This is a genomic window from Pseudomonas sp. GW823-FHT05G12 (genome assembly GCF_058795575.1).
In genome coordinates, this window is sequence record NZ_CM179501.1 from 962,638 (window position 1) to 986,034 (window position 23,397).

Consider the following 23,397-nt stretch of genomic DNA (forward strand, 5'->3'; position numbering starts at 1 on the left):
CACCCGGCGGGTTTGCAGCGGCCTCAAACCACATGGATACCGTTTTGTACCCACAGGTGATGGCTTGGATCCTCCTGGGCCGTGTACTGGTTATAGTCGATGCCGTCGGCAGTTTGGTTCCCGACCAGCGTCCAGTTGTCCGTCATGTGAACCGAGTCTTTGTCGTCCCCCTTGATGATCAGTGTGTCGGTACCGGTTTCGGTGATGGCCACCACATCCGCCAGGTTGAGGGTGAGCGCCACCGAACTGGTGTCGTTGAGGTCGAGGATTTCGATGTCGTGTACGCGCCCGGCCAGGTTGCCCAGGTCGATGCTGGCATCACCGCCGCCCCACAGCAGGGTGTCGGTTCCCGAGCCACCGTCGACGCTGGCGAAGTTCTGGTCGACCACCACCAGCGTGTCGTCACCCGCACCACCCTGCAGGGTGATGTGGCCACCCCGGCTGCCATCGAGGTTGTCGTTGCCGTCGGTGCCGGCGATCACATCGGTGGCCGCTGCCAGGCTGGCGAGTGCCGCGGATGCGTCGCCAGTATCGGCCAGCAGCGATGTGGTCGTGGTGAGGCCGGCAGCATCGTCCACGTTGATGGTCAGGGTTGCGGTGTCGGTGGTGCCGTTCGGGTGGCTTAGCTCGTAGGTGAAGGTGTCTTGCTGGCCGACCACCGCCGAGGTGAGCCCCGCGTTGAGGGTGTAGGTGTAGCTGCCGTCGGCATGCACCAGCAACGTGCCGTAGGTACCGGCCACGCTTACCCCGTTGTAGCCCGGGATGGTGTAGGTGTTGGCGGCTGTCAGCACGCTCAGCACGGTCAAGGCCGAACCGATGTTGTCGTCAGTCAGCAGGTTGCCGGTGGCTGCTGTCGCGCCACTGACCACGAACTCGGTCAGGTACGTTGTGGTGGTGTTCAGGCTGGTGGTGATGGAGCTGAGCAAGCCGATGCCGCCGGCGGTGACACGTACGTGGTAAGTACCGGCGCCCTGGTTCTCGAAGGTATACCCGGCGCCGCCGCCCAGTATGCTGACCAGCGAACCACCTGGCACCGACTGCACCAGCACGTACTGGCCGGTGGCCGGGTTGAGCTTGAGCAGCTCGATGGTGGTGCCGTTGAGCAGGCTCAACAGGTTGGTGGAGTTGACCACCACCTGCAGGTCGGCCGTGGTATTGGCGGCAACCGTGGTGGTGTAGGTGGCCTGGCGGGTACCGATCACTGGCAGGTTCAGCGAGCCCAGCGTACTGCTGCTGGTGTCCACGCGGTTGTCCAGGGTGACCTGGCTGCTACCAACGTCGTTGACTGCGTCGACCACCGTGGCCGGTGCACCGTAGTTGGTGTCGCTCCAGATCTCCGTGGCTTGCGGGCTGTCGATGCGCACGTACAGGTTGGCGGAATCGGACAGGCCGTTCGGGTGCACCAACTGGTAGCTGAACACATCCACCTTGCCGACACTGTTCGGGCTGCCGTTCGGTGTGTAGGTGTAGCTGCCGTCCGCACGGATCACCAGGGTGCCGTACAGGCCCTGAACCGTCGTGGCAGCCCCGGCCGAGACGTAGCTGCCGTCTTTCAGCACTTGCAGCACGGCGGCGCTGTCCGGGCCACGGGCATCCACCGCGCCATCGGTGCCCACGTCGGTAATGACGTTGCCGGAGGTGGCAATGCCGGTGCCGGTGAACTGGGTCAGGCTGGTGGAGACGATGTCCAGCGTGGTGCTCACTTCGGTGATCAGGCCGATGCCGCCACTGCCCACGGTCAGTCGGTAATCACCGGCTTGCAGCACGCCGATGTCCACCTGCAAGCCGATTGGCAGCACGATCAGGTCGAGCAGGCCCTGGGTGTTGCCGGTGGCGATGGTCACCCAGGCGCCGCTGGCGTCTTTCACCTGCAGGGTGAAGCTGGTGTTGTTGAGCAATGCCAGCACGCTGTTGGTGGTCAGTGTGAGGGTAGGGTCAGCCGTGGTGCCTGCTGCCACCGTCCAGGTGTAGGTCTTGGAGAACCCCGACAGTAGCGTGGTGAAGCTGTCGGTGTAGGTCTTCGTGGCGCTGACCGCTGCCAGGTTGACCGTGGCCGTGGCCAGGTTGTCGCTGGCGATGACCGGCGCGTTGGCGTCCACATCCGGTGCCGTGACGTTGACGTTGCCCGACACGTTGCCGCGCGGGTCGCTGAGGGTCACCGAAAGGATCTGGCCGTTGTCCTGAGGCGGGCTGAGGGTCACGGTGAAGGTGCCGTCCGCCTGCACCGTCGCGGTCTGCAGCACGGTACCGCCGGCGCTGCGTACGGTGACGGTGGCACCCACTTCGCCCGTACCGGTGAGGGTACCGCCGTCGGCACTGAACAGCAGGTTGCCGGCAGCCGCAGGCGGGGTCAGGTCCGGTGCGGTCAGCGCAGTGCCTGTGGACACGTTACCGGCGCTGTCGGTGAGGGTGACGCTGAGCGCCTGGTTGTCGATCTGCGCCGCAGTCAGGCTGACCACGAACAGGCCGTTGCTGCCCACCGTTGCGGTGCCCAGTACGGTACCGGCGCTGTTGCGCACGGTGACCGTGCTGCCGATCTGGCCCGAACCACTGACCGAGGTGCCGTTGGCGTTGATGGTGGCCAGCGGGGCGGCTGGCGGGGTGGTGTCCGGCGCAGTCAGGCTGGTGCTGGCGGACAGGTTGCCGGCAGCATCGGCCTGGCGTACCACCAGCAGTTGCCCGTCGTTCTGTGGCGAGGTCAGGGTAATGCTGAAGGTGCCGTTGGCTTGCACCACACCCGTACCGACCTGGCCGTTCGGGCCTTGGACGGTAATGGTAGCGCCCGCCTCACCGCTACCGGTAAGCACGGTACCGGTGCCGTTGATGGCGACGTTGGTGGGGGCAGCGGGTGGCTGCAGGTCTGCGGCGGTGTAGCTTGTGCTGCCGGACGCATTGCCTGCAGCGTCAGCCTGGCTCACGCCCAGGACCTGGCCGTTGAGCTGCGCGGCGTTCAGGTTGACGGTGAACACGCCACCGCCATTCACCACCGCCGTGCCGAGCACGTTGTTGCCGGCATCACGCACTGTCACCGTGGCACCGGCTTCACCCGTGCCGGTCAGCACCAGGCCATTGACAGACAGGCTGGTCACCACCGGGTTGGTCGGTGGCGTGATGTCGGCTGCTTGCAGGAAGGTCGGCTGCGATTCGCCGCCTATCAGCGCCACCGCTGTCACCGAAATGTGTTCGCCATTGAGCTGGGCTGCGTCCAGCGTCAGGGTGAAGGAGCCGTTCAGGCTTGCGACCCCTGTACCGATCAGGTTGCCTGCAGCGTCGTACACGCGAATGCCCACACCGCTGGGTGCACTGCCTGTCAGGGTCAGGCCGTCGCTGCCCAAGGTCACGTCGGTGGGCGGCACGGGTGGTGCGATCAAGGGTGTGAGGTAGGTCGCGACCGCAGACGTATTGATGCCGTCGGACTGTGTCACTTCCAGGGTTGCGAGCGAGCCCGCCGCCGGCACCAGCGTTATCTGGAAGTTGCCAGCGGCATCTACCACGCCGGTACCGATCACGTCTCCGTCGAGGCTGACGGTAACCGTGGCATTAGCTTCGCCCTTGCCGGTCAGCACGTTGAAGGTGTTGTTGATCGCCAGGTTGGTCACCAGGTCGGGTGGCGAGGTGTCGTTGGTCTGGTAAGGGACCGCCACCGAAGCGTTGCCAGCATCATCCGTGGACACCACCGTCAGCAACTGGCCGTTGTTCTGTGCCGGGCTGATCGGCACAGTGAACTGGCCGTTCTCACCCACTTCCACCGTGCCCACGATGTTGTTGTTCGGGCCGCGCACCGTGATGGTGCTGCCGGCTTCTGCCGTACCCGTCATCGACGTACCGGCTGCGTTGAGCAGCAGGTCGGTCGGCTGCACCGGTGGCGTCAGGTCTGGCGCAGTCACTGCCAGCGGTACCGACGGGTTGCCAGTGGCGTCCTGAGCGATGATGGTCAGCGTTTCGCCGTTGATTTGCGGGCGGTTCAGGCCAAGGACGAAGGTGCCGTCCGGCTCCACCGTTACCTGGCCCAGCAGGTCGCCGTTGTTGTTGACCACCGTGACGCGGGTGCCGGCTTCGGCAGTACCGGTCACCTGGGTACCGCTGTCGTTGATGGTGGCGATCACGGTAGCCGGTGGTGTGGTGTCCACGGCCGTGACCGAACTGATTGGCGAGATGTTGCCGGTTGCATCGGTCAGGGTGACCTGCAGCACCTGGCCATCGAGCTGCGCTGCATCCAGCCCGACGATGAAGGTCCCGTCGGCGCCTACTGTGGCGGTACCGACCTGCGTGGTACCGACGTACACGCGCACGGTGGCGCCCACTTCGCCGACACCGCCCAGCTCGTCACCTGCCGCATTGAGCCGCAGCTCGGTTGCTGCCGCTGGCGGCGTGAGGTCCGGCGCTTGCACGTTGACCGGCAGGCTGACGTTGCCGGGTGGATCGGCCTGCAGTACCGACAGTGTCTGGTCGTTGATTTGTGCGGGTGACAGTTCGACGCTGAAGCTGCCATCAGCCAGTACGATACCCGTGCCCAGTACGGTACCGGCCGCGTTACTGACGATTACTGTGGCGCCGGCCTCGCCCAGGCCGCTGACCACGCTGCCGTCGGCGTTGATCACCACTTGGGTGAGTGGGTCGGGCGGGGTGAAGTCCGGGGTTTGCAGGGTTGCCACTGCCGACACGTTGCCGGCCGCATCGGCCTGGGTGAAGCTGAGTAGCTCGGCGTTGCCCAGCGCCGGGTTCAGCGTGATGGTGAAGTGGCCACTGGCATCGACCGTGGCGCTGCCGATTTCCTCGCCTGCCGGGTTGGTCACGGTCACCAGCGCGCCCACTTCGCCGCGGCCGGTGAGGGTGACACCATCACCGGAAACGGCCAGTTCGCCGGGTGCCGATGGCGGTGTGGTATCGGGTGCGGTGATGGCGCTGGCGGCAGACTGGTTGCCAGCCGCATCGGCCAGTACCACTTGCACCTGTTGGCCGTTGGCCTGCGGCGATGCGAGGTTGACCTGGAAGGTACCGTCGGCGCGCACCGTGGCACTGCCCAGCACCGAACCATCGGCGGCGAGCACACGCACGGCGGCACCCGCTTCGCCGGTACCGTTCAGCAAGCTGCCACCCCCGGCGAAGGCCAGGTTGCCGGCAGCATCCGGCGCGACGCGGTCAGGGGCTGTCAGGCTGACGCTGTTGGACTCGTTGCCGGCCACATCGGACTGGCTGGCGCTGAGCTGTTCGCCGTTAATCTGCGCGCTGTTCAGGTTGACGTTGAAGTTGCCATTGGCATCGACCACGGCAGTGCCCAGGTCGATACCGCCTTCGCCAAGCACGGTTACGGTGGCACCTGCTTCACCGCGGCCACTGAGTACCAGGCCGTCGTTGGACAACACCAGATTGGTCAGTGGTTGCGGTGCCGTTGTGTCCGGTGCCTGTAGGGTAGCGGGCAGCGATACAGTGCCATCGGGGCCCGTTGCGCTGACCTGCAACACTTCGCCATTGGCCTGTGCACTGCCGAGATTGACAGTGAACGTGCCGTCGTTGGTGACCGGGCTGCTGCCCAGCAATACGCCGTTGGGGCCGTACACCTTGATTGTGCTGCCCGCCTCGGCGGTGCCGCTCACCGACAGGCCGTCGGCGGCCAGTATCAGGTTGTCCGGCGTGGCCGGTGCCAGCGCGCCCGGCGCCGTCACGCTTTGCGCAGGGGAGACGTTCTGTGCGGCATCGGTCTGGACCACGCTCAGGCTTTCACCCGTGATCGCTGCCGGCGACAGGGACACGCTGAAGTGACCGTCAGCGGCCACTGTAGCGTTGCCCAGCACGGTACCGTCCGGTGCTCGTACGGTCACGGTTGCGCCTGCTTCGCCATCGCCTGTCAGGGTGGCGCCATTGGCGGAGACAGCCAGGTTGGTCACGGCGGCCGGCGGCGTGGTGTCGGCTGCAGTGTAAGGTGCGGCCGGCGACACGTTGCCGGCTGCGTCGGTGGCGGTCACCTGCAGCATCTGGCCATTGGTCTGGGCACTGTTCAGGGTGACCTGGAAGGTGCCGTTGCTGCTGGCTACCGCTGTGCCCAGCACGTTGCCGCTGGCATCGCGCACGGTCACGGTGCTGCCGGCTTCGGCGTTACCGGTCAGTTGCAGCCCGGTACCGGACAGGGCGAGTGCTGTCGGTGCGGTAGGCGGGGTGAAGTCTGGCGCGGTGACCGCCACGGCTGTGGAGGTGTTGTTGCCCGCGTCGGTCTGCGTAACGCTCAGGTGCTGGGCGTTGAGCTGGGCGCTGTTCAGGGTGAGGGTAAAGCTGCCATTGGCCGCTACCAGGCCGGTGCCGATGATGGTCCCGTCCTGGCCGTGAACGGTGACCGTGGCACCGGCTTCTCCCAGGCCGGTCAGGGTCAGGCCGTTGTTGTTCAGCACCACGTTGGTCAGCGGTGCGGGTGGGGTCAGGTCCGGGGTTGTCACGTTGATCGCCGGCGAGGTATTGCTGGCGGCATCCATTTGCGTCACGCCGATGACCTGGCCGTTGGCTTGCGGCGTGTCGAAGGTCACCGTGAAGCGACCGTCGGCGCCCACCGTGGCGGTGCCGAGCAAGGCACCGGCGGCGTTGCGTACCTGTACCGTGGCGCCCGCTTCACCGCTGCCGGAAAGCTGCCGGCCGTCCTGGCTCAACACCGGGTTACTGATGGCCGCTGGCGGCGTGTGGTCTGGCGTGGCCAGGCTGGCCGGGCCGGACACATTGCCCGCGGCATCACTGAGGGTGACCTGTAGCGGGCTACCGGTGACCTGCGCGCTGGGCAGGGTGATCTGGAACTGGCCGCTCTGGTTGACGGTGCCGGTGGCCAGGATGGCGCCGCTGGCGTCGCGCACGGTGACGCTGGCGCCGGCTTCGCCCTGGCCGCTGAGCACGGTGGCTGCGCTGTTGAGGCTGAGGTTGCTGGCTGCCAGCGGTGCCTGCAGGTCGGGCGCTTGCAGGGTGGCCGCGAGCGAAACATTGCCTGCAGCATCAGCCTGGGTGACGATCAGGTTCTGCCCATTGGCCACGGCCGGCGAGAAGCTGACGCTGAACAGGCCATTGCTGTCGACGGTTGCAGTCCCCAGCAAGGTGCCTTGTACGTCTGTCACGCGCACGGTTGCGCCCAGCTCGCCTTGGCCGGTCAGCGTACTGCCGGTGGCGTTGAGGTTTACCTGTGTCGGCGCGTCCGGTGCCGTGGTGTCATTGGCCACGATAATGGCCGGCACCGAAGGCTGGCCATCGACGGTAGCCTTGGCACTGACCTGCAAGATCTGGGCGTTGAGCTGGGCGTTCTGGAAGAACACACGGAAGGTGCCGTCGCTGCCGACCGTGGCGCTACCCAGCGTGGTGCCACCGGAGGTCACGGTAATCAGCGAGCCGACCGTACCTTGGCCGGTCAGCAGGAAACCGTCGGCGCTGATGGCAAGGGCCGAAGGCGTGGCCACTTCGGTACCGGTCGGGCCAGTCAGTGGTATTTCAGGCGACTCGTTGCCGGCAGGGTCGATCACCACCACATCGACGGTTTCGCCTGATGCCAGCGGTGGGTCGACCGGTATCACGAAGGTGCCGTCCGGCCCAGCAGTTACAGTGCCGCGCACGGTGTCATCCGGGTTGCGGACTTCCACTGTGCTGCCAGGCTCGGCTGTGCCGCCGACCGTGCTGCCGTCCGGGCTTACGGTAAGCCCGGTCGCCGGTTCAGGATTGGTCGTGTCCGGAGCGGTGACAGAGACCGGCGCGGAGTCGTTGCCGGCTGCGTCGGTCACTACCACGGTTACGGTCTGGCCGTTGTTCTGCGGTGTATCCAGCGGCACGCTGAAACTGCCATCCGGGTTGACCGCAACGGTGATCACATTGCCGGCCCCATCGCTCACGGTCACCGAACTGGCGCCAGGTGCATTACCGGTCACAGCCGTGCCATCGCCGTTGACTGCAACGTCGGTAGGCAGCGCTGGTGGCGTGATGTCAGGCGCAAGGATCTGGCTGGGCTGCGAAATATTGCCGGCCGCATCGGTCAGCGTCACATCCAGGGCCTGGCCGTCCAACTGGGCGGGCGATAGTGGGACCGTGAAGCTGCCGCCTGCGGGCACGACGACGGTGCCTACCAACGTGCCGTCGGCAAGCTTCACTTCCACCGTGGAGCCAGCTTCACCGGTACCCTGGATGGCACTGCCGCCCGGGGTGATCGTGAGGCCGGCAGGCGCAGCTGGCGCGGTGCTGTCGTCAGCGGTGAACGTGGCCGACGGCGAGGCATTGCCGCCGCCATCGATCAGCACCACCGACAGCACTTCGCCGTTGGTCTGGGCCGGGGAGAGTGCCACTTCGAACGTCCCGTCAGCATTCACCGGGATGGTGCCTAGCAGGTTGCCCGCAGCATCGCGTACCTCTACGGTGCTGCCTGCCTCGCCCTGCCCGCTGAGCAGTGTGCCAGTAGGATCAAGGCCCAGCCCTTGCGCCGGCAGCGGTGCCTCGAAGTCAGGTGCGATCACAGTGCCAGCGGGCGAGCCGTTGCCGCTATTGTCCGCCTGAGTGACAGACAGCGTCTGGCCATTGAGCTGTGGCGGGTCGATTGCCACCTGGAAGGTGCCATCGGGCTGGACCGTTGCGGTGCCCAGTACTGTGCCGCCAGTGCCGATCACGGTCACCTGCGCACCCGGCTCACCGCTGCCGCTCAGGCTGCTGCCGTCGCCAGCCAGGACCAGCCCGGTGGGGCTATCGGGTGCCTGGGTATCCGGTGCCGACAAATCGACCGCCGCCGACAGGTTACCGGCCGCGTCGCGTTGCTCCACGGTCAGTGCCTGGCCGTTGGTTTGCGGCTCGTCGAGGGTAATTTCGAAAGCGCCACCCGCGCCGACCACCGTGCTGCCCAGCACGCTGCCATCCGGCCCGCGCACGGTCACGGTGGCGCCCGGTTCGCCGTTGCCGGTGATCGTGGTACCGGTGCCGTCGATGGCTGGGTTGGTGACCACTTGCGGCGGGGTAGAGTCGGGGGCGGTGAAGTCCACCGGCCCTGCGCTATTGCCCAGGTTGTCGGTCGCTTCGACGGTCAGGCTTTCGCCATTGCGCTGTGGCGCGTTGAGGGTGACGTCGAAACGGCCGTCGCCGCCCACGCTGGCAGTGCCCAGCACATTGCCGTCGGCGTCACGCACGGTGACGATGGAGCCGCTTTGGCCCTGGCCGGTAAGGTGGATGCCAGCGGTATCGATGGCCAGCCCGGAGGGTTGCAGCGGGCCGTCGGTATCGGGCGCGACGATGGTGGCGGTCGAGGTGTTGCCAGCGGGGTCGCGCAGGACCACGTCCAGTTCCTGGCCGTCGGTCTGCGCTGGGTTCAGGACCACGCTGATCACACCGTCGGCACCGACCTGGGCGTTGCCCAGCACAGTCCCGTCGGCGCTGATGACCTGCACGGTGGTGCCCGGTTCGCCGCGACCAGTGAGCAGGCTGCCATCGGCACTCAGTTGCAGTTCGCTGGCTTCATTGGGCGGGGTGATATCGGGGGCGGTGATCTGGGTAGGCAGCGAACTGTTGCCAGCGCCGTCAACCGCCACGACATCCAGGGTCTCGCCGTTGGCCTGGGCCGGGGTCAGGCCGACGGTGAAGCTGCCATCCGGACCGGCCTGGGCGCTGCCCAGGACATTGCCCTGCGCGTCACGCACTTCCACCTGGGTATCTGCCGGTGCGGTACCGGAAACGCTGGAGCCGTCACCGGCCACCACCACGCCGCTCGGGCTTTCGGGCAGCGGTGTATCGGCAACGGTCACGCTGACCCCTGCCGAGGTATTGCCGGCGGCATCGGTCTGCACCAGCACGAGGTTCTCACCTGCTGCCAGCGGTGCCTCCAGGTCAATCACGAAGGTGCCATTTGGCGCCACGGTGCCAGTACCGATGACTGCGCCCTGGGCATCACGCACTTCCACTGTGGCACCGGGCTCGCCACGGCCAGACACGGCCAGGCTGCCATCGCTTGCCACCACGTCGGCGACGATCGCTGGCGCGGTGATGTCCGGGGCCACGTAGCTCAGCGGCACCGAAGTGTTGCCTGCCGCATCGGTCACGGTGATGGACAGGGTCTCGCCATTGGCCTGTGGCGGGTCGAGGGTCAGGCTGAAACTGCCATCCGGCTCGGCAATGGCGCTGCCGATCAGGTTGCCCGAGGCATCTTTGACCTCTACTCGTGCGCCCCCTTCTGCAGTACCGGCCAGGCTGTCGCCATTGCTCAGCACCAGGTCGGTTGGTTGCAGCGGTGCTACCTGGTCGGGCGCCGTCAGCGGGCTAGGTGTAGAGACGTTGCCGGCGGCGTCGGTCAGGGTCACTTGCAGGGACGAGCCATCCACCACCGGGGTTGGCAGTTGCACATTGAAGCTGCCATCGGGCTGAACGGTGCCGCTCACCAGCACTTGCCCCTGATCGTTGCGCACCTCCACGGTGGCGCCCGCTTCGCCGCGCCCGGAGACTGTGCGGCCATCGTTACTGATGGCCAGCTCGGTAGCGGGTTCCGGCGGTGTGGTGTCGCCGCCGTTGTCCACGATCGGTGCGGTGACGCTGCCGGCCGTGGAGGCGTTGCCTGCGACATCGGTGGCCGTCACCTGCAACTGCTCGCCTGCCACTTGTGGCGGGGTGAGGCCGATGCTGAAGGCGCCGCTGGCCCCCACCACGACACTGCCCAGTACAGTGGTGCCATCGGCGGCCAGCACACGGACGGTGCTGCCTGCTTCGGCGCGGCCGCTGACAACGGTACCGTCGCCACTGATTGCCAGATCGCTTGGCGCCGCAGGCGCGGTGATGTCTGGTGCGGCGACCTGCACCGGCAACGACGAGGTGCCGTTGTTGTCGATCGCCACCACGTCCAGTAATTCGCCATTGGCCTGGGCCGGTGTAAGCACCACGGTGAAGGTGCCCTCGGCACCCACCACGATGCTACCGACCAGCGTGCCGTTGGCATCATGCACTTCCACGCGGCTACCAGCAGGAGCAGAACCGCTGATGCTGCTGCCATCGGCAGCGACGACCAGTTCGCTCGGGCTGGTCGGCGTGACCACCAGTGGCACGTCGTAGGTCAGCGCTTCAGAGGCGTTGCCGCTCGGGTCGGTCTGTACCAGGCTCAGGCGTTCACCCGGCAGCGCAGCCGGATCGAGGTCGATCAGGAAAGTACCGTTCGCGGTCACTGTGCCGGTACCGACCAGCGTGCCATTGGCATCGCGCACCTCGACGGTAGCACCGGCTTCGCCGCGACCGCCCAAGGTCAGGCCGTCGGCGCCGACGACGATGTTGCTGACTACGGCAGGCGCGGTGATGTCCGGGGCCTCGAACTGCAGGGGTGAAGAGACATTGCCGGCGGCATCGATCAGACGGATGTCGAGGATTTCGCCATTGGCCTGGGCCGGCGACAGGGTGATGCTGAAACTGCCGGTTTCAGGGACCAGGCCAGTGCCGAGCAAGTTGCCCAAGGCATCGCGTATCTGCACGGTCGCGCCCGGTTCGCCGTTGCCACTCAGGGTCACGCCGTCGGCCAAGGCCACGCCGGTCGGTTGAGCCGGGGCCTGCAAGTCCGGGGTAACCACCGACGCCGGGGCCGAAGCATTGCCGCTGGCATCGGTCAGCACCACTTGCAGGTTGCTGCCATCTTTCACCGGTGGGTCGAGGGTGATCTGGAAGGTGCCGTCCGGGTTGACCGAGCCGCTGGCCAGTACATTGCCCTGGGCATCGCGCACCTGCACGCTGGCCCCGGCTTCGCCGCGGCCATTGAGCTGGGCGCCGGCCAGGCCGACTACCAGGTTGGTCGCGGCATCCGGTGGTGTGGTGTCGCCACCGTCGATGTCCGGCGCGGTGATGTCGCCGGCCGTGGAGGTGTTGCCGGCGGCGTCGGTGGCGGTGACTTGCAGTACCTCGCCGTTTACCTGTGGCGGGTCGAGGGAGATGCTGAAGCTGCCAGTGGCGTCGACCACCACACTACCCAGCACGGTGGTGCCATCGGCGGCCACCACCCGCACGGTGCTGCCCACTTCGGCGCGGCCGGTGACCTCGCTGCCGTTGGCACTGATCGCCAGCTCGCCCGGGGTGACCGGTGGGGTGATATCCGGTGCGGTGACCTGCACGGGTAGCGATGTAGCACCGCTGCCGTCGATGGCGACCACGTCCAGCAATTCGCCGTTGGCCTGGGCCGGGTTGAGGATGACGGTGAAGGTGCCATCGGCACCTACCACCACACTGCCGACCAGTGAGCCGTTGGCGTCGTGTACTTCCACGCGGCTGCCCGCCGGGGCTGTACCGCTGATGCTGACACCGTTCTCAGCCACCACCAGGTCGCTGGGGCTCGCGGGCGCGGTGGTTACCGGAACTTCATATTGCAGGGCCTCGGAGGCGTTGCCGCTCGCATCGGTTTGCACCAGGCTCAACTGAGCGCCCGGCTGGGCAGCCGGGTCCAGGTCGACCACGAAGGTGCCGTTGGCGCCGACGGTTCCGGTACCGATGACAGTGCCGTTGGCATCACGTACCTGTACGGTAGCACCCGCTTCGCCCCGGCCACTGAGCACCAGGCCATCGGCGCCGACCACGATGTTGCTGACAGTAGCTGGCGGCGTGATGTCCGGTGCAGTGAACGCCAGCGGCGTCGAACTATTGCCGGCGGTGTCCACCACGCGAATGTCCAGTGCTTCACCATTGGCCTGGGCGGGGAACAGCGTGACGCTGAAGGTGCCGTCTTCGTTGACCAGGCCTGTGCCGATCAGGCTGCCGGTGGCATCGCGCACCTGTACGGTGGCACCGGGCTCGCCGCGGCCGGTGAAAGTCACACCATCGACCAAGGCCAGCTCGGTTGGCTGCGCGGGGGCCAGCAGGTCTGGCGTGGCGACCGAACCGGGTTGCGAGACATTACCGGCAGCGTCGGTCAGGGTCACTTGCAGGGTACTGCCATCGGTGATGGCCGGGTTCAAGGTGATGGCGAAGGTGCCATCCGGGTTGACCGTGCCCGTGGCAACTACGGTGCCTGCGCCATCGCGCACCTGAAGGCTGGCACCGGCTTCACCGCGACCGGTCAGCTGGCTGCCGGCAGGGTTGATCACCAGGTTGGTCGGGGCTTCCGGTGGCGTGGTGTCGCCGCCGTCGATGTCCGGCGCGGTAAGGTTGCTGGCGGTGGAGGGGTTGCCTGCCGCATCGGTGGCCGTGACTTGAAGCACCTCGCCGTCTATCTGTGGCGGGTCGAGGGTGATGCTGAAGCTGCCGGTAGCGCCAACTACCACGCTACCCAGCACAGTGGTGCCGTCGGCGGCCAGCACGCGTACGGTGCTGCCCGGTTCGGCGCGGCCGGTGACTACGCTGCCGTCGGCATTGATCACCAGTTCGGCCGGTGCGGCAGGGGCGGTGATATCCGGTGCGGTGATTTGGGCGGGCAGCGAGGAAACGCCGCCGTCATCGATGGCGACCACGTCCAGCAGTTCGCCGTTGGCCTGAGGCGGGTCGAGGGTGACGGTGAAGCTGCCGTCGGGGCCCGCCACCACAGTGCCAACCAGCGTGCCGTTGGCGTCATGCACTTCCACACGGGTGCCAGCCGGCGCGGTACCGGTGAGGGTGGTGCCATCAGCATCGATGGCCAGATTGCTCGGGCTATCGGGCGCAGTGGTCAGCGGTACGTCGTACTCAGTAGCCACGGAAGCATTGCCGCTCGGATCGGTCTGCACCAGGCTCAACTGCTCGCCCGGCTGCGCCGCCGGATCCAGATCGATCAGGAAGGTGCCGTTAGCACCCACGACACCCGTGCCGATCACGGTGCCATTGGCATCGCGCACTTCGACAGTGGCACCCGATTCGCCGCGACCGCTCAGCGCCAGGCCGTCAGCACCAACTGCAATATTGGTTACTGCTTCAGGTGGGGTGATATCCGGCGCATCGAATTGCAGCGGCGCAGAGGTGTTGCCGTCAGCATCTACCAAGCGTACGTCGAGTGCTTCGCCGTTGGCCTGGGCAGGCGACAGGGTGAGGCTGAACAGACCGTCGGCACCGACGACACCAGTACCGATGACAGCGCCGCCGGCATCGCGAACCTGCACGGTAGCACCGGGCTCGCCGCGACCGGAGAAGGTGACGCCATCGGCCAGGGCCAGGTCGGTCGGTTGCGCGGGCGGCAGCAAGTCGGCCGAGGTGACCGAGCCCGGTTGCGATAGGTTGCCAGCGGCGTCGGTGAGGGTGACTTGCAGCGTACTGCCATCGGTGATGGCCGGGTTTAAGGTGATGGCGAAGGTACCATCCGGATTGACCGTGCCCGTGGCAATTACGGTGCCTGCGTCATCGCGCACCTGAACGCTGGTACCGGCTTCGCCACGACCGCTGAGTTGGCTGCCGGCAGCGCTGATCACCAAGTTGGTCGGGGTCTCCGGTGGCGTTGTGTCGCCGCCATCGATGTCTGGGGCGGTGACCGAGCTGGCAACGGAAGTATTGCCAGCGGCATCGGTCGCCGTGGCCTGCAGCACTTCGCCGTCAACTTGTGGCGGGTTGAGGTTGAGGCTGAACACGCCGGTCGGGCCGACCACGGCAGTGCCCAGTTCGGTGCCGTCGGCAGTCACGATGCGCACGGTGCTGCCTGATTCGGCACGGCCGGTGATAACACTGCCGTCCGCGCTCACGGCCAGTTCGGTCGGTGCGGCAGGGGCGGTGATATCCGGTGCGGTGATCTGGGTAGGCAGCGAGGAGACGCTGCCGTCATCGATAGCGACCACGTCCAGCAGTTCGCCGTTGGCCTGGGCCGGGTCGAGGATGACGGTGAAGCTGCCGTCGGGGGCAGCCACCACAGTGCCAATCAACGTGCCGTTGGCGTCATGTACTTCCACACGGGTGCCGGCCGGTGCGGTACCGGTGAGGGTAGTGCCATCAGCATCGATGGCCAGATTGCTCGGGCTGTCGGGCGCGGTGGTCAGTGGTACGTCGTACTCGGTAGCCACCGAAGCGTTGCCGCTTGGGTCGGTCTGCACCAGGCTCAACTGCTCGCCTGGCTGAGCGGCCGGATACAGGTCGATCAGGAAGGTGCCGTTGGCACCGACCACACCTGTGCCGATCACAGTGCCATTGGCATCACGCACTTCCACAGTGGCACCCGGCTCGCCGCGACCGCTCAGGGCCAGGCCGTCAGCACCAACTGTAATATTGGTTACTGCCTCAGGTGGGGTGATGTCCGGCGCATCGAATTGCAGTGGCGCCGAGACGTTGCCGGCGGCATCCACCAAGCGCACGTCGAGTGCTTCGCCGTTGGCTTGGGCCGGCGACAGGGTGAGGCTGAACAGGCCGTCGGCACCTACGACACCAGTACCGATGACAGTACCGCCGGCATCGCGCACCTGCACGGTGGCACCGGGCTCGCCGCGACCGGTGAAGGTGACGCCATCGGCCAGGGCCAGGTCAGTCGGTTGTGCTGGCGGCAGCAAGTCGGCCGAGGTGACCGAGCCCGGTTGGGATATGTTGCCGGCGGCATCGGTGAGGGTGACTTGCAAGGTGCTGCCGTCGTTCACGGCAGGGTCCAGGGTGACGGTGAAGGTGCCATCTGCAGCGACGTTGCCAGTCGCGAGGATGTTGCCGGCCGCGTCACGTACCTGCACGGTGGAGCCGGCTTCGCCTCGACCGCTGAGCTGGCTGCCGGCAAGGCCGATCACCAGATTGGTCGGTGCTTCAGGCGGGGTGGTATCGCCGCCATCGATGTCCGGCGCGGTGACCGAGCTGGCAACGGAAGTGTTGCCAGCGGCATCGGTCGCGGTGGCCTGTAGCACTTCGCCGTCAACTTGTGGCGGATTGAGGTTGAGGCTGAACACGCCGGTCGGGCCGACCAAGGCAGTGCCCAGTTCGCTACCGTCGGCAGCCACGATGCGCACGGTGCTGCCCGGTTCGGCACGGCCGGTGATCACGCTGCCGTCCGCGCTCACGGCCAGTTCTGTCGGTGTGGCAGGGGCGGTGATATCCGGTGCGGTGATTTGGGCGGGCAGCGAGGAAACGCCGCCGTCATCGATGGCGACCACGTCCAGCAGTTCGCCGTTGGCCTGAGGCGGGTCGAGGGTGACGGTGAAGCTGCCGTCGGGGCCAGCCACCACAGTGCCAACCAGCGTGCCGTTGGCGTCATGTACTTCCACACGGGTGCCGGCCGGCGCGGTACCGGTGAGGGTGGTGCCATCAGCATTGATGGCCAGATTGCTCGGGCTGTCGGGCGCGGTGGTCAATGGTACGTCGTACTCGGTAGCCACCGAAGCATTGCCGCTTGGATCGGTCTGCACCAGGCTCAACTGCTCGCCCGGCTGCGCCGCCGGATCCAGATCGATCAGGAAGGTGCCATTGGCTCCCACAACACCTGTGCCGATCACGGTGCCACTGGCATCGCGCACTTCCACAGTGGCACCCGGTTCGCCGCGACCGCTCAGGGCCGTGCCACCTGGGCCGACCAAGATGTCGGTGACCGCCTCGGGCGGTGTGATATCCGGGGCTGTGAACTCCAGCGGTATCGAACTGTTGCCGGCGGCATCCACCTGGCGGATGTCCAGGGCTTCGCCGTTGGCCTGGGCAGGCGACAGGGCAATGCTGAACAGGCCGTCGGCCCCGACGGCACCGGTGCCAATCAGGTTGCCGGCAGCATCGCGCACCTGCACGGTAGCACCGGGCTCGCCGCGACCAGTGAAGGTGACGCCATTGGCCAGGGCCAGGTCAGTCGGTTGTGCGGGCGGCAGCAAGTCGGCCGAGGTGACCGAGCCCGGTTGGGATACGTTGCCGGCGGCATCGGTGAGGGTGACTTGCAAGGTGCTGCCGTCGTTCACGGCAGGGTCCAGGGTGACGGTGAAGGTGCCATCTGCAGCGACGTTGCCAGTCGCGAGGATGTTGCCTGCCGCGTCACGCACCTGCACGGTAGAGCCGGCTTCGCCGCGACCGCTGAGCTGGCTGCCGGCAAGGCCGATAGCCAGATTGGTCGGTGCTTCAGGCGGGGTGGTATCGCCGCCATCGATGTCCGGCGCGGTGACCGAGCTGGCAACGGAAGTATTGCCAGCGGCATCGGTCGCGGTGGCCTGTAGCACTTCGCCGTCAACTTGTGGCGGGTTGAGGTTGAGGCTGAACACGCCGGTCGGGCCGACCAAAGCAGTGCCCAGTTCGGTGCCGTCGGCAGCCACGATGCGCACGGTGCTGCCCGGTTCGGCACGGCCGGTGATAACGCTGCCGTCCGCGCTGACCGCCAGTTCGGTTGGGGCGGCAGGGGCGGTGATGTCGGGCGCGGTGATCTGGGCGGGCAGCGAGGAAATGCCGCCGTCATCGATGGCGACCACGTCCAGCAGTTCGCCGTCGGCTTGTGCGGGATTCAGTTCGATGCTGAAGCTGCCATCGGCGTTGGCAATGGCACTGCCAATCAGAGTGCCGTTGGCGTCATGCACTTCCACACGGCTGCCGGCCGGCGCGGTACCGGTGAGGGTGGTGCCATCAGCATTGATGGCCAGATTGCTCGGGCTGTCGGGCGCAGTGGTCAGCGGTACGTCGTACTCAGTAGCCACCGAAGCATTGCCGCTTGGATCGGTCTGCACCAGGCTCAACTGCTCGCCCGGCTGCGCCGCCGGATCCAGATCGATCAGGAAGGTGCCATTGGCTCCCACAACACCTGTGCCGATCACGGTGCCACTGGCATCGCGCACTTCCACAGTGGCACCCGGTTCGCCGCGACCGCTCAGGGCCGTGCCACCTGGGCCGACCAAGATGTCGGTGACCGCCTCGGGCGGTGTGATATCCGGGGCTGTGAACTCCAGCGGTATCGAACTGTTGCCGGCGGCATCCACCTGGCGGATGTCCAGGGCTTCGCCGTTGGCCTGGGCAGGCGACAGGGCAATGCTGAACAGGCCGTCGGCCCCGACGGCACCGGTGCCAATCAGGTTGCCGGCAGCATCGCGCACCTGCACGGTAGCACCGGGCTCGCCGCGACCAGTGAAGGTGACGCCATCGGCCAGGGCCAGGTCAGTCGGTTGTGCGGGCGGCAGCAAGTCGGCCGAGGTGACCGAGCCCGGTTGGGATACGTTGCCGGCGGCATCGGTGAGGGTGACTTGCAAGGTGCTGCCGTCGTTCACGGCAGGGTCCAGGGTGACGGTGAAGGTGCCATCTGCAGCGACGTTGCCAGTCGCGAGGATGTTGCCTGCCGCGTCACGCACCTGCACGGTAGAGCCGGCTTCGCCGCGACCGCTGAGCTGGCTGCCGGCAAGGCCGATAGCCAGATTGGTCGGTGCTTCAGGCGGGGTGGTATCGCCGCCATCGATGTCCGGTGCGGTGACCGAGCTGGTAACGGAAGTGTTGCCAGCGGCATCGGTCGCCGTGGCCTGTAGCACTTCGCCGTCAACTTGTGGCGGGTTGAGGTTGAGGCTGAACACGCCGGTCGGGCCGACCAAAGCAGTGCCCAGTTCGGTGCCGTCGGCAGCCACGATGCGCACGGTGCTGCCCGGTTCGGCACGGCCGGTGATAACGCTGCCGTCCGCGCTGACCGCCAGTTCGGTTGGGGCGGCAGGGGCGGTGATGTCGGGCGCGGTGATCTGGGCGGGCAGCGAGGAAATGCCGCCGTCATCGATGGCGACCACGTCCAGCAGTTCGCCGTTGGCTTGTGCGGGATTCAGTTCGATGCTGAAGCTGCCATCGGCGTTGGCAATGGCACTGCCAATCAGAGTGCCGTTGGCGTCATGCACTTCCACACGGCTGCCGGCCGGCGCGGTACCGGTGAGGGTGGTGCCATCAGCATTGATGGCCAGATTGCTCGGGCTGTCGGGCGCAGTGGTCAGCGGTACGTCGTACTCAGTAGCCACCGAAGCATTGCCGCTTGGGTCGGTCTGCACCAGGCTCAACTGCTCGCCCGGCTGCGCCGCCGGATCCAGATCGATCAGGAAGGTGCCATTGGCTCCCACAACACCTGTGCCGATCACGGTGCCACTGGCATCGCGCACCTCAACAGTGGCGCCGGGTTCGCCGCGACCGCTCAGGGCCAGGCCGTCAGCGCCGACGGCAATGTTGCTCACCGCATCGGGCGGGGTAATGTCCGGCGCATCGAATTGCAATGGGGCAGAGGCGTTACCGTCAGCATCCACCAAGCGTACGTCGAGTGCTTCGCCGTTGGCCTGGGCAGGCGACAGGGTGAGGCTGAATAGGCCGTCGGCACCGACGACACCAGTACCGATGACAGCACCGTTGGCATCGCGTACTTGCACGGTAGCGCCGGGCTCGCCGCGACCGGTGAAGGTGACACCATCGGCCAGGGCCAGGTCAGTCGGTTGAGCGGGCGGCAGCAAGTCGGCCGAAGTGACCGAGCCCGGCTGGGATACGTTGCCGGCGGCATCGGTGAGGGTGACTTGCAAGGTGCTGCCGTCGTTCACGGCAGGGTCCAGGGTGACGGTGAAGGTGCCATCTGCAGCGACGGTGCCTGTCGCGAGGATGTTGCCGGCCGCGTCACGCACCTGCACGGCAGTGCCGGCTTCGCCTCGACCACTGAGTTGGCTGCCGGCAAGGCCGATCACCAGATTGGTCGGTGCTTCAGGCGGGGTGGTATCGCCGCCATCGATGTCCGGCGCGGTGACCGAGCTGGCAACGGAAGTATTGCCAGCGGCATCGGTCGCGGTGGCCTGTAGCACTTCGCCGTCAACTTGTGGCGGGTTGAGGTTGAGGCTGAACACGCCGGTCGGGCCGACCAAAGCAGTGCCCAATTCGGTGCCGTCGGCAGCCACGATGCGCACGGTGCTGCCCGGTTCGGCACGGCCGGTGATCACGCTGCCGTCCGCGCTCACGGCCAGTTCTGTCGGTGTGGCAGGGGCGGTGATATCCGGTGCGGTGATTTGGGCGGGCAGCGAGGAAACGCCGCCGTCATCGATGGCGACCACGTCCAGCAGTTCGCCGTCGGCTTGTGCGGGATTCAGTTCGATGCTGAAGCTGCCATCGGCGTTGGCAATGGCACTGCCAATCAGGGTGCCGTTGGCATCATGCACTTCCACACGGCTGCCAGCCGGCGCGGTACCGGTAACGGTGGTGCCATCAGCATCGATGGCCAGATTGCTCGGGCTGTTGGGCGCGGAGGTCAGTGGGACGTCGTACTCGGTAGCCACGGACGCATTGCCGCTTGTGTCGGTCTGCACCAAGCTCAACTGCTCGCCCGGCTGCGCCGCCGGATCAAGATCAATCAGGAAAGTGCCATTGGCTCCCACAATACCCGTGCCGATCACGGTGCCACTGGCATTGCGCACTTCAACGGTGGCGCCGGGCTCGCCGCGACCGCTCAGGGCCAGGCCGTCAGCGCCGACGGCAATGTTGCTCACCGCATCGGGCGGGGTAATGTCCGGCGCATCGAACTGCAATGGGGTAGAGCTGTTACCGGCGGCATCCACCAAACGCACGTCGAGTGCTTCACCATTGGCCTGGGCAGGCGACAGGGTGAGGCTGAACAGGCCGTCGGAACCGACAACACCGGTGCCAATCAGGTTGCCGGCTGCGTCGCGCACCTGCACGGTAGCACCAGGCTCACCGCGACCGGTGAAGGTGACGCCTTCGGCCAGGGCCAGGTCGGTCGGTTGTTCAGGGGCTGTAGTATCAGGGGTGTCGACGTCCGGTGCCGTGATGCTGGCAACTGGCGAGCTATTGCCTGCCGCGTCTGCAGCGCTGACCTCCAGGGCCTGGCCGTCGCTTTGTGGCGGTTGCAGGGTGATGCTGAACTGGCCGTCCGCACTGGCCACCGCAGTGCCCAGCAATACGCCACCTGCGCCTCGTACGGATACCGTCGAGCCGGGCTCGGCACGACCGGTGAGGGTGTTACCCTGCTCATTGATTGCCAGGTCGGTCGGCGCCAGTGGTGCAGTTGCGTCCGGTGCAGTGACAGTGCCAGGCGCCGAGACATTGCCGGCGGCGTCGGTCAGGGTGACATCAAGGTTTTCGCTGTTGATCTGCGGCGCATTCAACGTCACCTCGAAGATGCCGTCGGCACCCACTGTGCCGCTGCCGATCAGGTTGCCGGCGGCGTCGCGGATGTTCACCGTGGTGCCTGCTTCGCCACGGCCGGTCAGACGCAGGCCATCCGGTGAAACCAGCAGGTCGATTGGCGTGGCCGGTGCGCTGGTGTCGGGGTCGGAACCGCCGCTGCTGCCCCCGCCTCCATTGTCCGCCGCTGCTGCTGCGCCGCCCACGCCCAGCAGGCTGAGCCCGGCAATCGCCCAAGTTGGCATGGCGCTGCCTGCAGTACCGATGCCTGCGACCAGTTCGTCCAGCGAGGCCACTTCTTCGAAGGTGAAACCGGTGAACGCTGCCGCATCGTACTGGGCATGCCACAGGGTGCCGTCTTCGCCGACGAAGACCATATCGCTGCCGACCCCGGCCTGGTCCACGGCGAAGAAGTTACCGATGGTGACCTTTTCCCCCGACTTCAGGGTGATGATCAGGTCCTGCCCGCGCTGGGTGACCGTGGCCACTTTGTCTGGAGAAACCGGTACCTGCACGACGCTTGGTGCTTTGAGATTGATATTGCCCCAGGCGCTCTGAGTGGCGACTTCGGATTGCTTATCGGCGACGACGATGTTGTCCATGGATGCTCCCTGCTGATATCCGGATCCCCCAGCCCGAGTGTTCGGGCCACAACCGGCGTAACAGAGCCCTTTCAGGGGTTTTACGCACAGCTTCGACCAGGCAGTCGACAAACGGGTGGTTAGGGAGATATAGCAGCCGGTGGGGAAGCAACCAGATGGCTTTCTGGGTTAATCCTTTGGTAGAAAAGCCTCAGCGAAGCCCAAGCCTGCGGGCCAAACGGCTCAGGTTTGCGCGGTCCAGACCGAGTTCGCGGGACGCTGCTGCCCAGTTGTCCTGATGCCGCTGCAGGCAGGCTTCGATCACCTGTCGTTGGTAAATATCGACGGCTTCACGCAAGCCGCCTTCAGGCGGGGCGACTACTTGCTGCGGTGCAGCGGGGGAGGGCAGCGTGCCTGGCGTGGCTGCCGACACACGCAGGTCCAGGTCGATGGCTTCGAGGGTGAGGATACGTGGCCGATCAGGGTGCTGGCCCAGCGCCTTGAGTGCCGAGCGGCCGATCAGGTGTTCCAGTTCGCGCACATTGCCTGGCCAGTCGTAGGCGATCAACGCGGCTTGGGCCTCATGGCTCAGGCGCAGGCTGTTCAGGCCAAGCCGTGAACGGTTCTGTTCGAGGAAGTAGCCCGCCAATAGCAGCACGTCACGCCCACGTTCGCGCAACGGTGGCACGTGCAGCGGGTATACGCTGAGGCGGTGATAGAAGTCGGCGCGGAAGTTGCCCGTACGCACCTCTGCAGCCAGGTCGCGGTTGGTCGCGGCGATCAGGCGTACGTCCACCCGGTGCTCGCGGTCCGAACCCAGGCGCTGCAGTTGGCCGCTTTGCAGCACGCGTAAAAGCTTGGCCTGGACCGTCAGCGGCAGTTCGCCCACTTCGTCGAGGAACAGTGTGCCGCCGTTGGCCAGTTCGAACTTGCCGCGGCGCTCGCCATGCGCGCCGGTGAAGGCGCCGCGCACATGGCCGAACAGTTCGCTTTCCACCAAGGTGTCGGGCAGGGCGGCGCAGTTGAGGCTGACCAGCGGCTTGTCGGCGCGGCTACTGGCCCGGTGCAGGGCCTGGGCCACCAGCTCCTTGCCGACCCCGGTTTCGCCGGTGATCAGCACGGTCAGGTCGCTGCTGCCGACCAGACGAATTTCCTCCACCAGGCGTTTGTGTGCGGCGCTCTGGCCAATCAGCTCTCTATCCTGGCCGCTGGCCTGGCGGTAGAGCTCGGCGCGATGGTGTTCGTCTTCGGCGCGCAGGGCCAGGTGCTCGATACGCTCGGCCACGGTAACGGTGGCGGCAGCCAGGCTGGCAAAGGCCTGCAGGGCATCCAGCTCCAGGCTCTGGAACTGCCCGGGGGTGAGGGCGTCGAGGGTGACCAGGCCCCATGGGCGCTCATCGACCATCAACGGGCAGCCCATGCAGTCGTGCACTTCAAGGTCGGCATCGGGGGCATTGACCAAACCATCGTAGGGGTCGGGCAGTTCGGAGTCGCTGGCGAAACGGGTGGGTTCCGGGCGGCTGAGCAGTATCTGGAAACGCGGGTGCTCGCTGACCCGAAAGCGCCGGCCAAGGGTGTCGGGGCTAAGGCCATCCACTGCCAGCGGCACCAGCCATTCACCATCCAGTCGCAGCAGTGCTGCAGCATCGCACGGCAGCAGGCCACGCATGGCTTGCAACAGGCGGCGGTAGCGTTCCTGGTCGGGCAAATCGCGGGACAGGTCGCTGACCAGGGGCAGGAGGGTGGTGAGCAGTGGCTGTGTAGTCATATGGACTCCTATGGGTCGATATGACTATACGCAGGGGTGGGTCGTTTTGACATGACCTGCATCAAACCCCTGATTTTGCTGGCGATAAAAGTTGGCACGATTGCTGTAATAGCAGGGGCAGTC

At 66.4% G+C, this 23,397-nt stretch carries 2 protein-coding genes; both read right to left on the minus strand.

Annotation, left to right across the window (positions count from 1 at the left end; genetic code table 11):
• Nucleotides 1-23: 23 nt before the first annotated feature.
• Complete coding sequence (locus AC3RCM_RS04470) at nt 24-21,527, minus strand: BapA/Bap/LapF family large adhesin (protein ID WP_492629391.1); 21,504 nt, start codon at nt 21,525-21,527, stop codon at nt 24-26.
• A gap of 190 nt (nt 21,528-21,717) precedes the next feature.
• Complete coding sequence (gene norR / locus AC3RCM_RS04475; protein ID WP_064491316.1) at nt 21,718-23,274, minus strand: nitric oxide reductase transcriptional regulator NorR; 1,557 nt, start codon at nt 23,272-23,274, stop codon at nt 21,718-21,720.
• Nucleotides 23,275-23,397: the final 123 nt, after the last annotated feature.

Coding starts and splice junctions, on each gene's coding strand:
- AC3RCM_RS04470 (WP_492629391.1), bottom strand. CDS start 21,527: ATGGACAACATCGTCGTCGCCGATAAGCAATCCGAAGTCGCCACTCAG.
- norR (WP_064491316.1), bottom strand. CDS start 23,274: ATGACTACACAGCCACTGCTCACCACCCTCCTGCCCCTGGTCAGCGAC.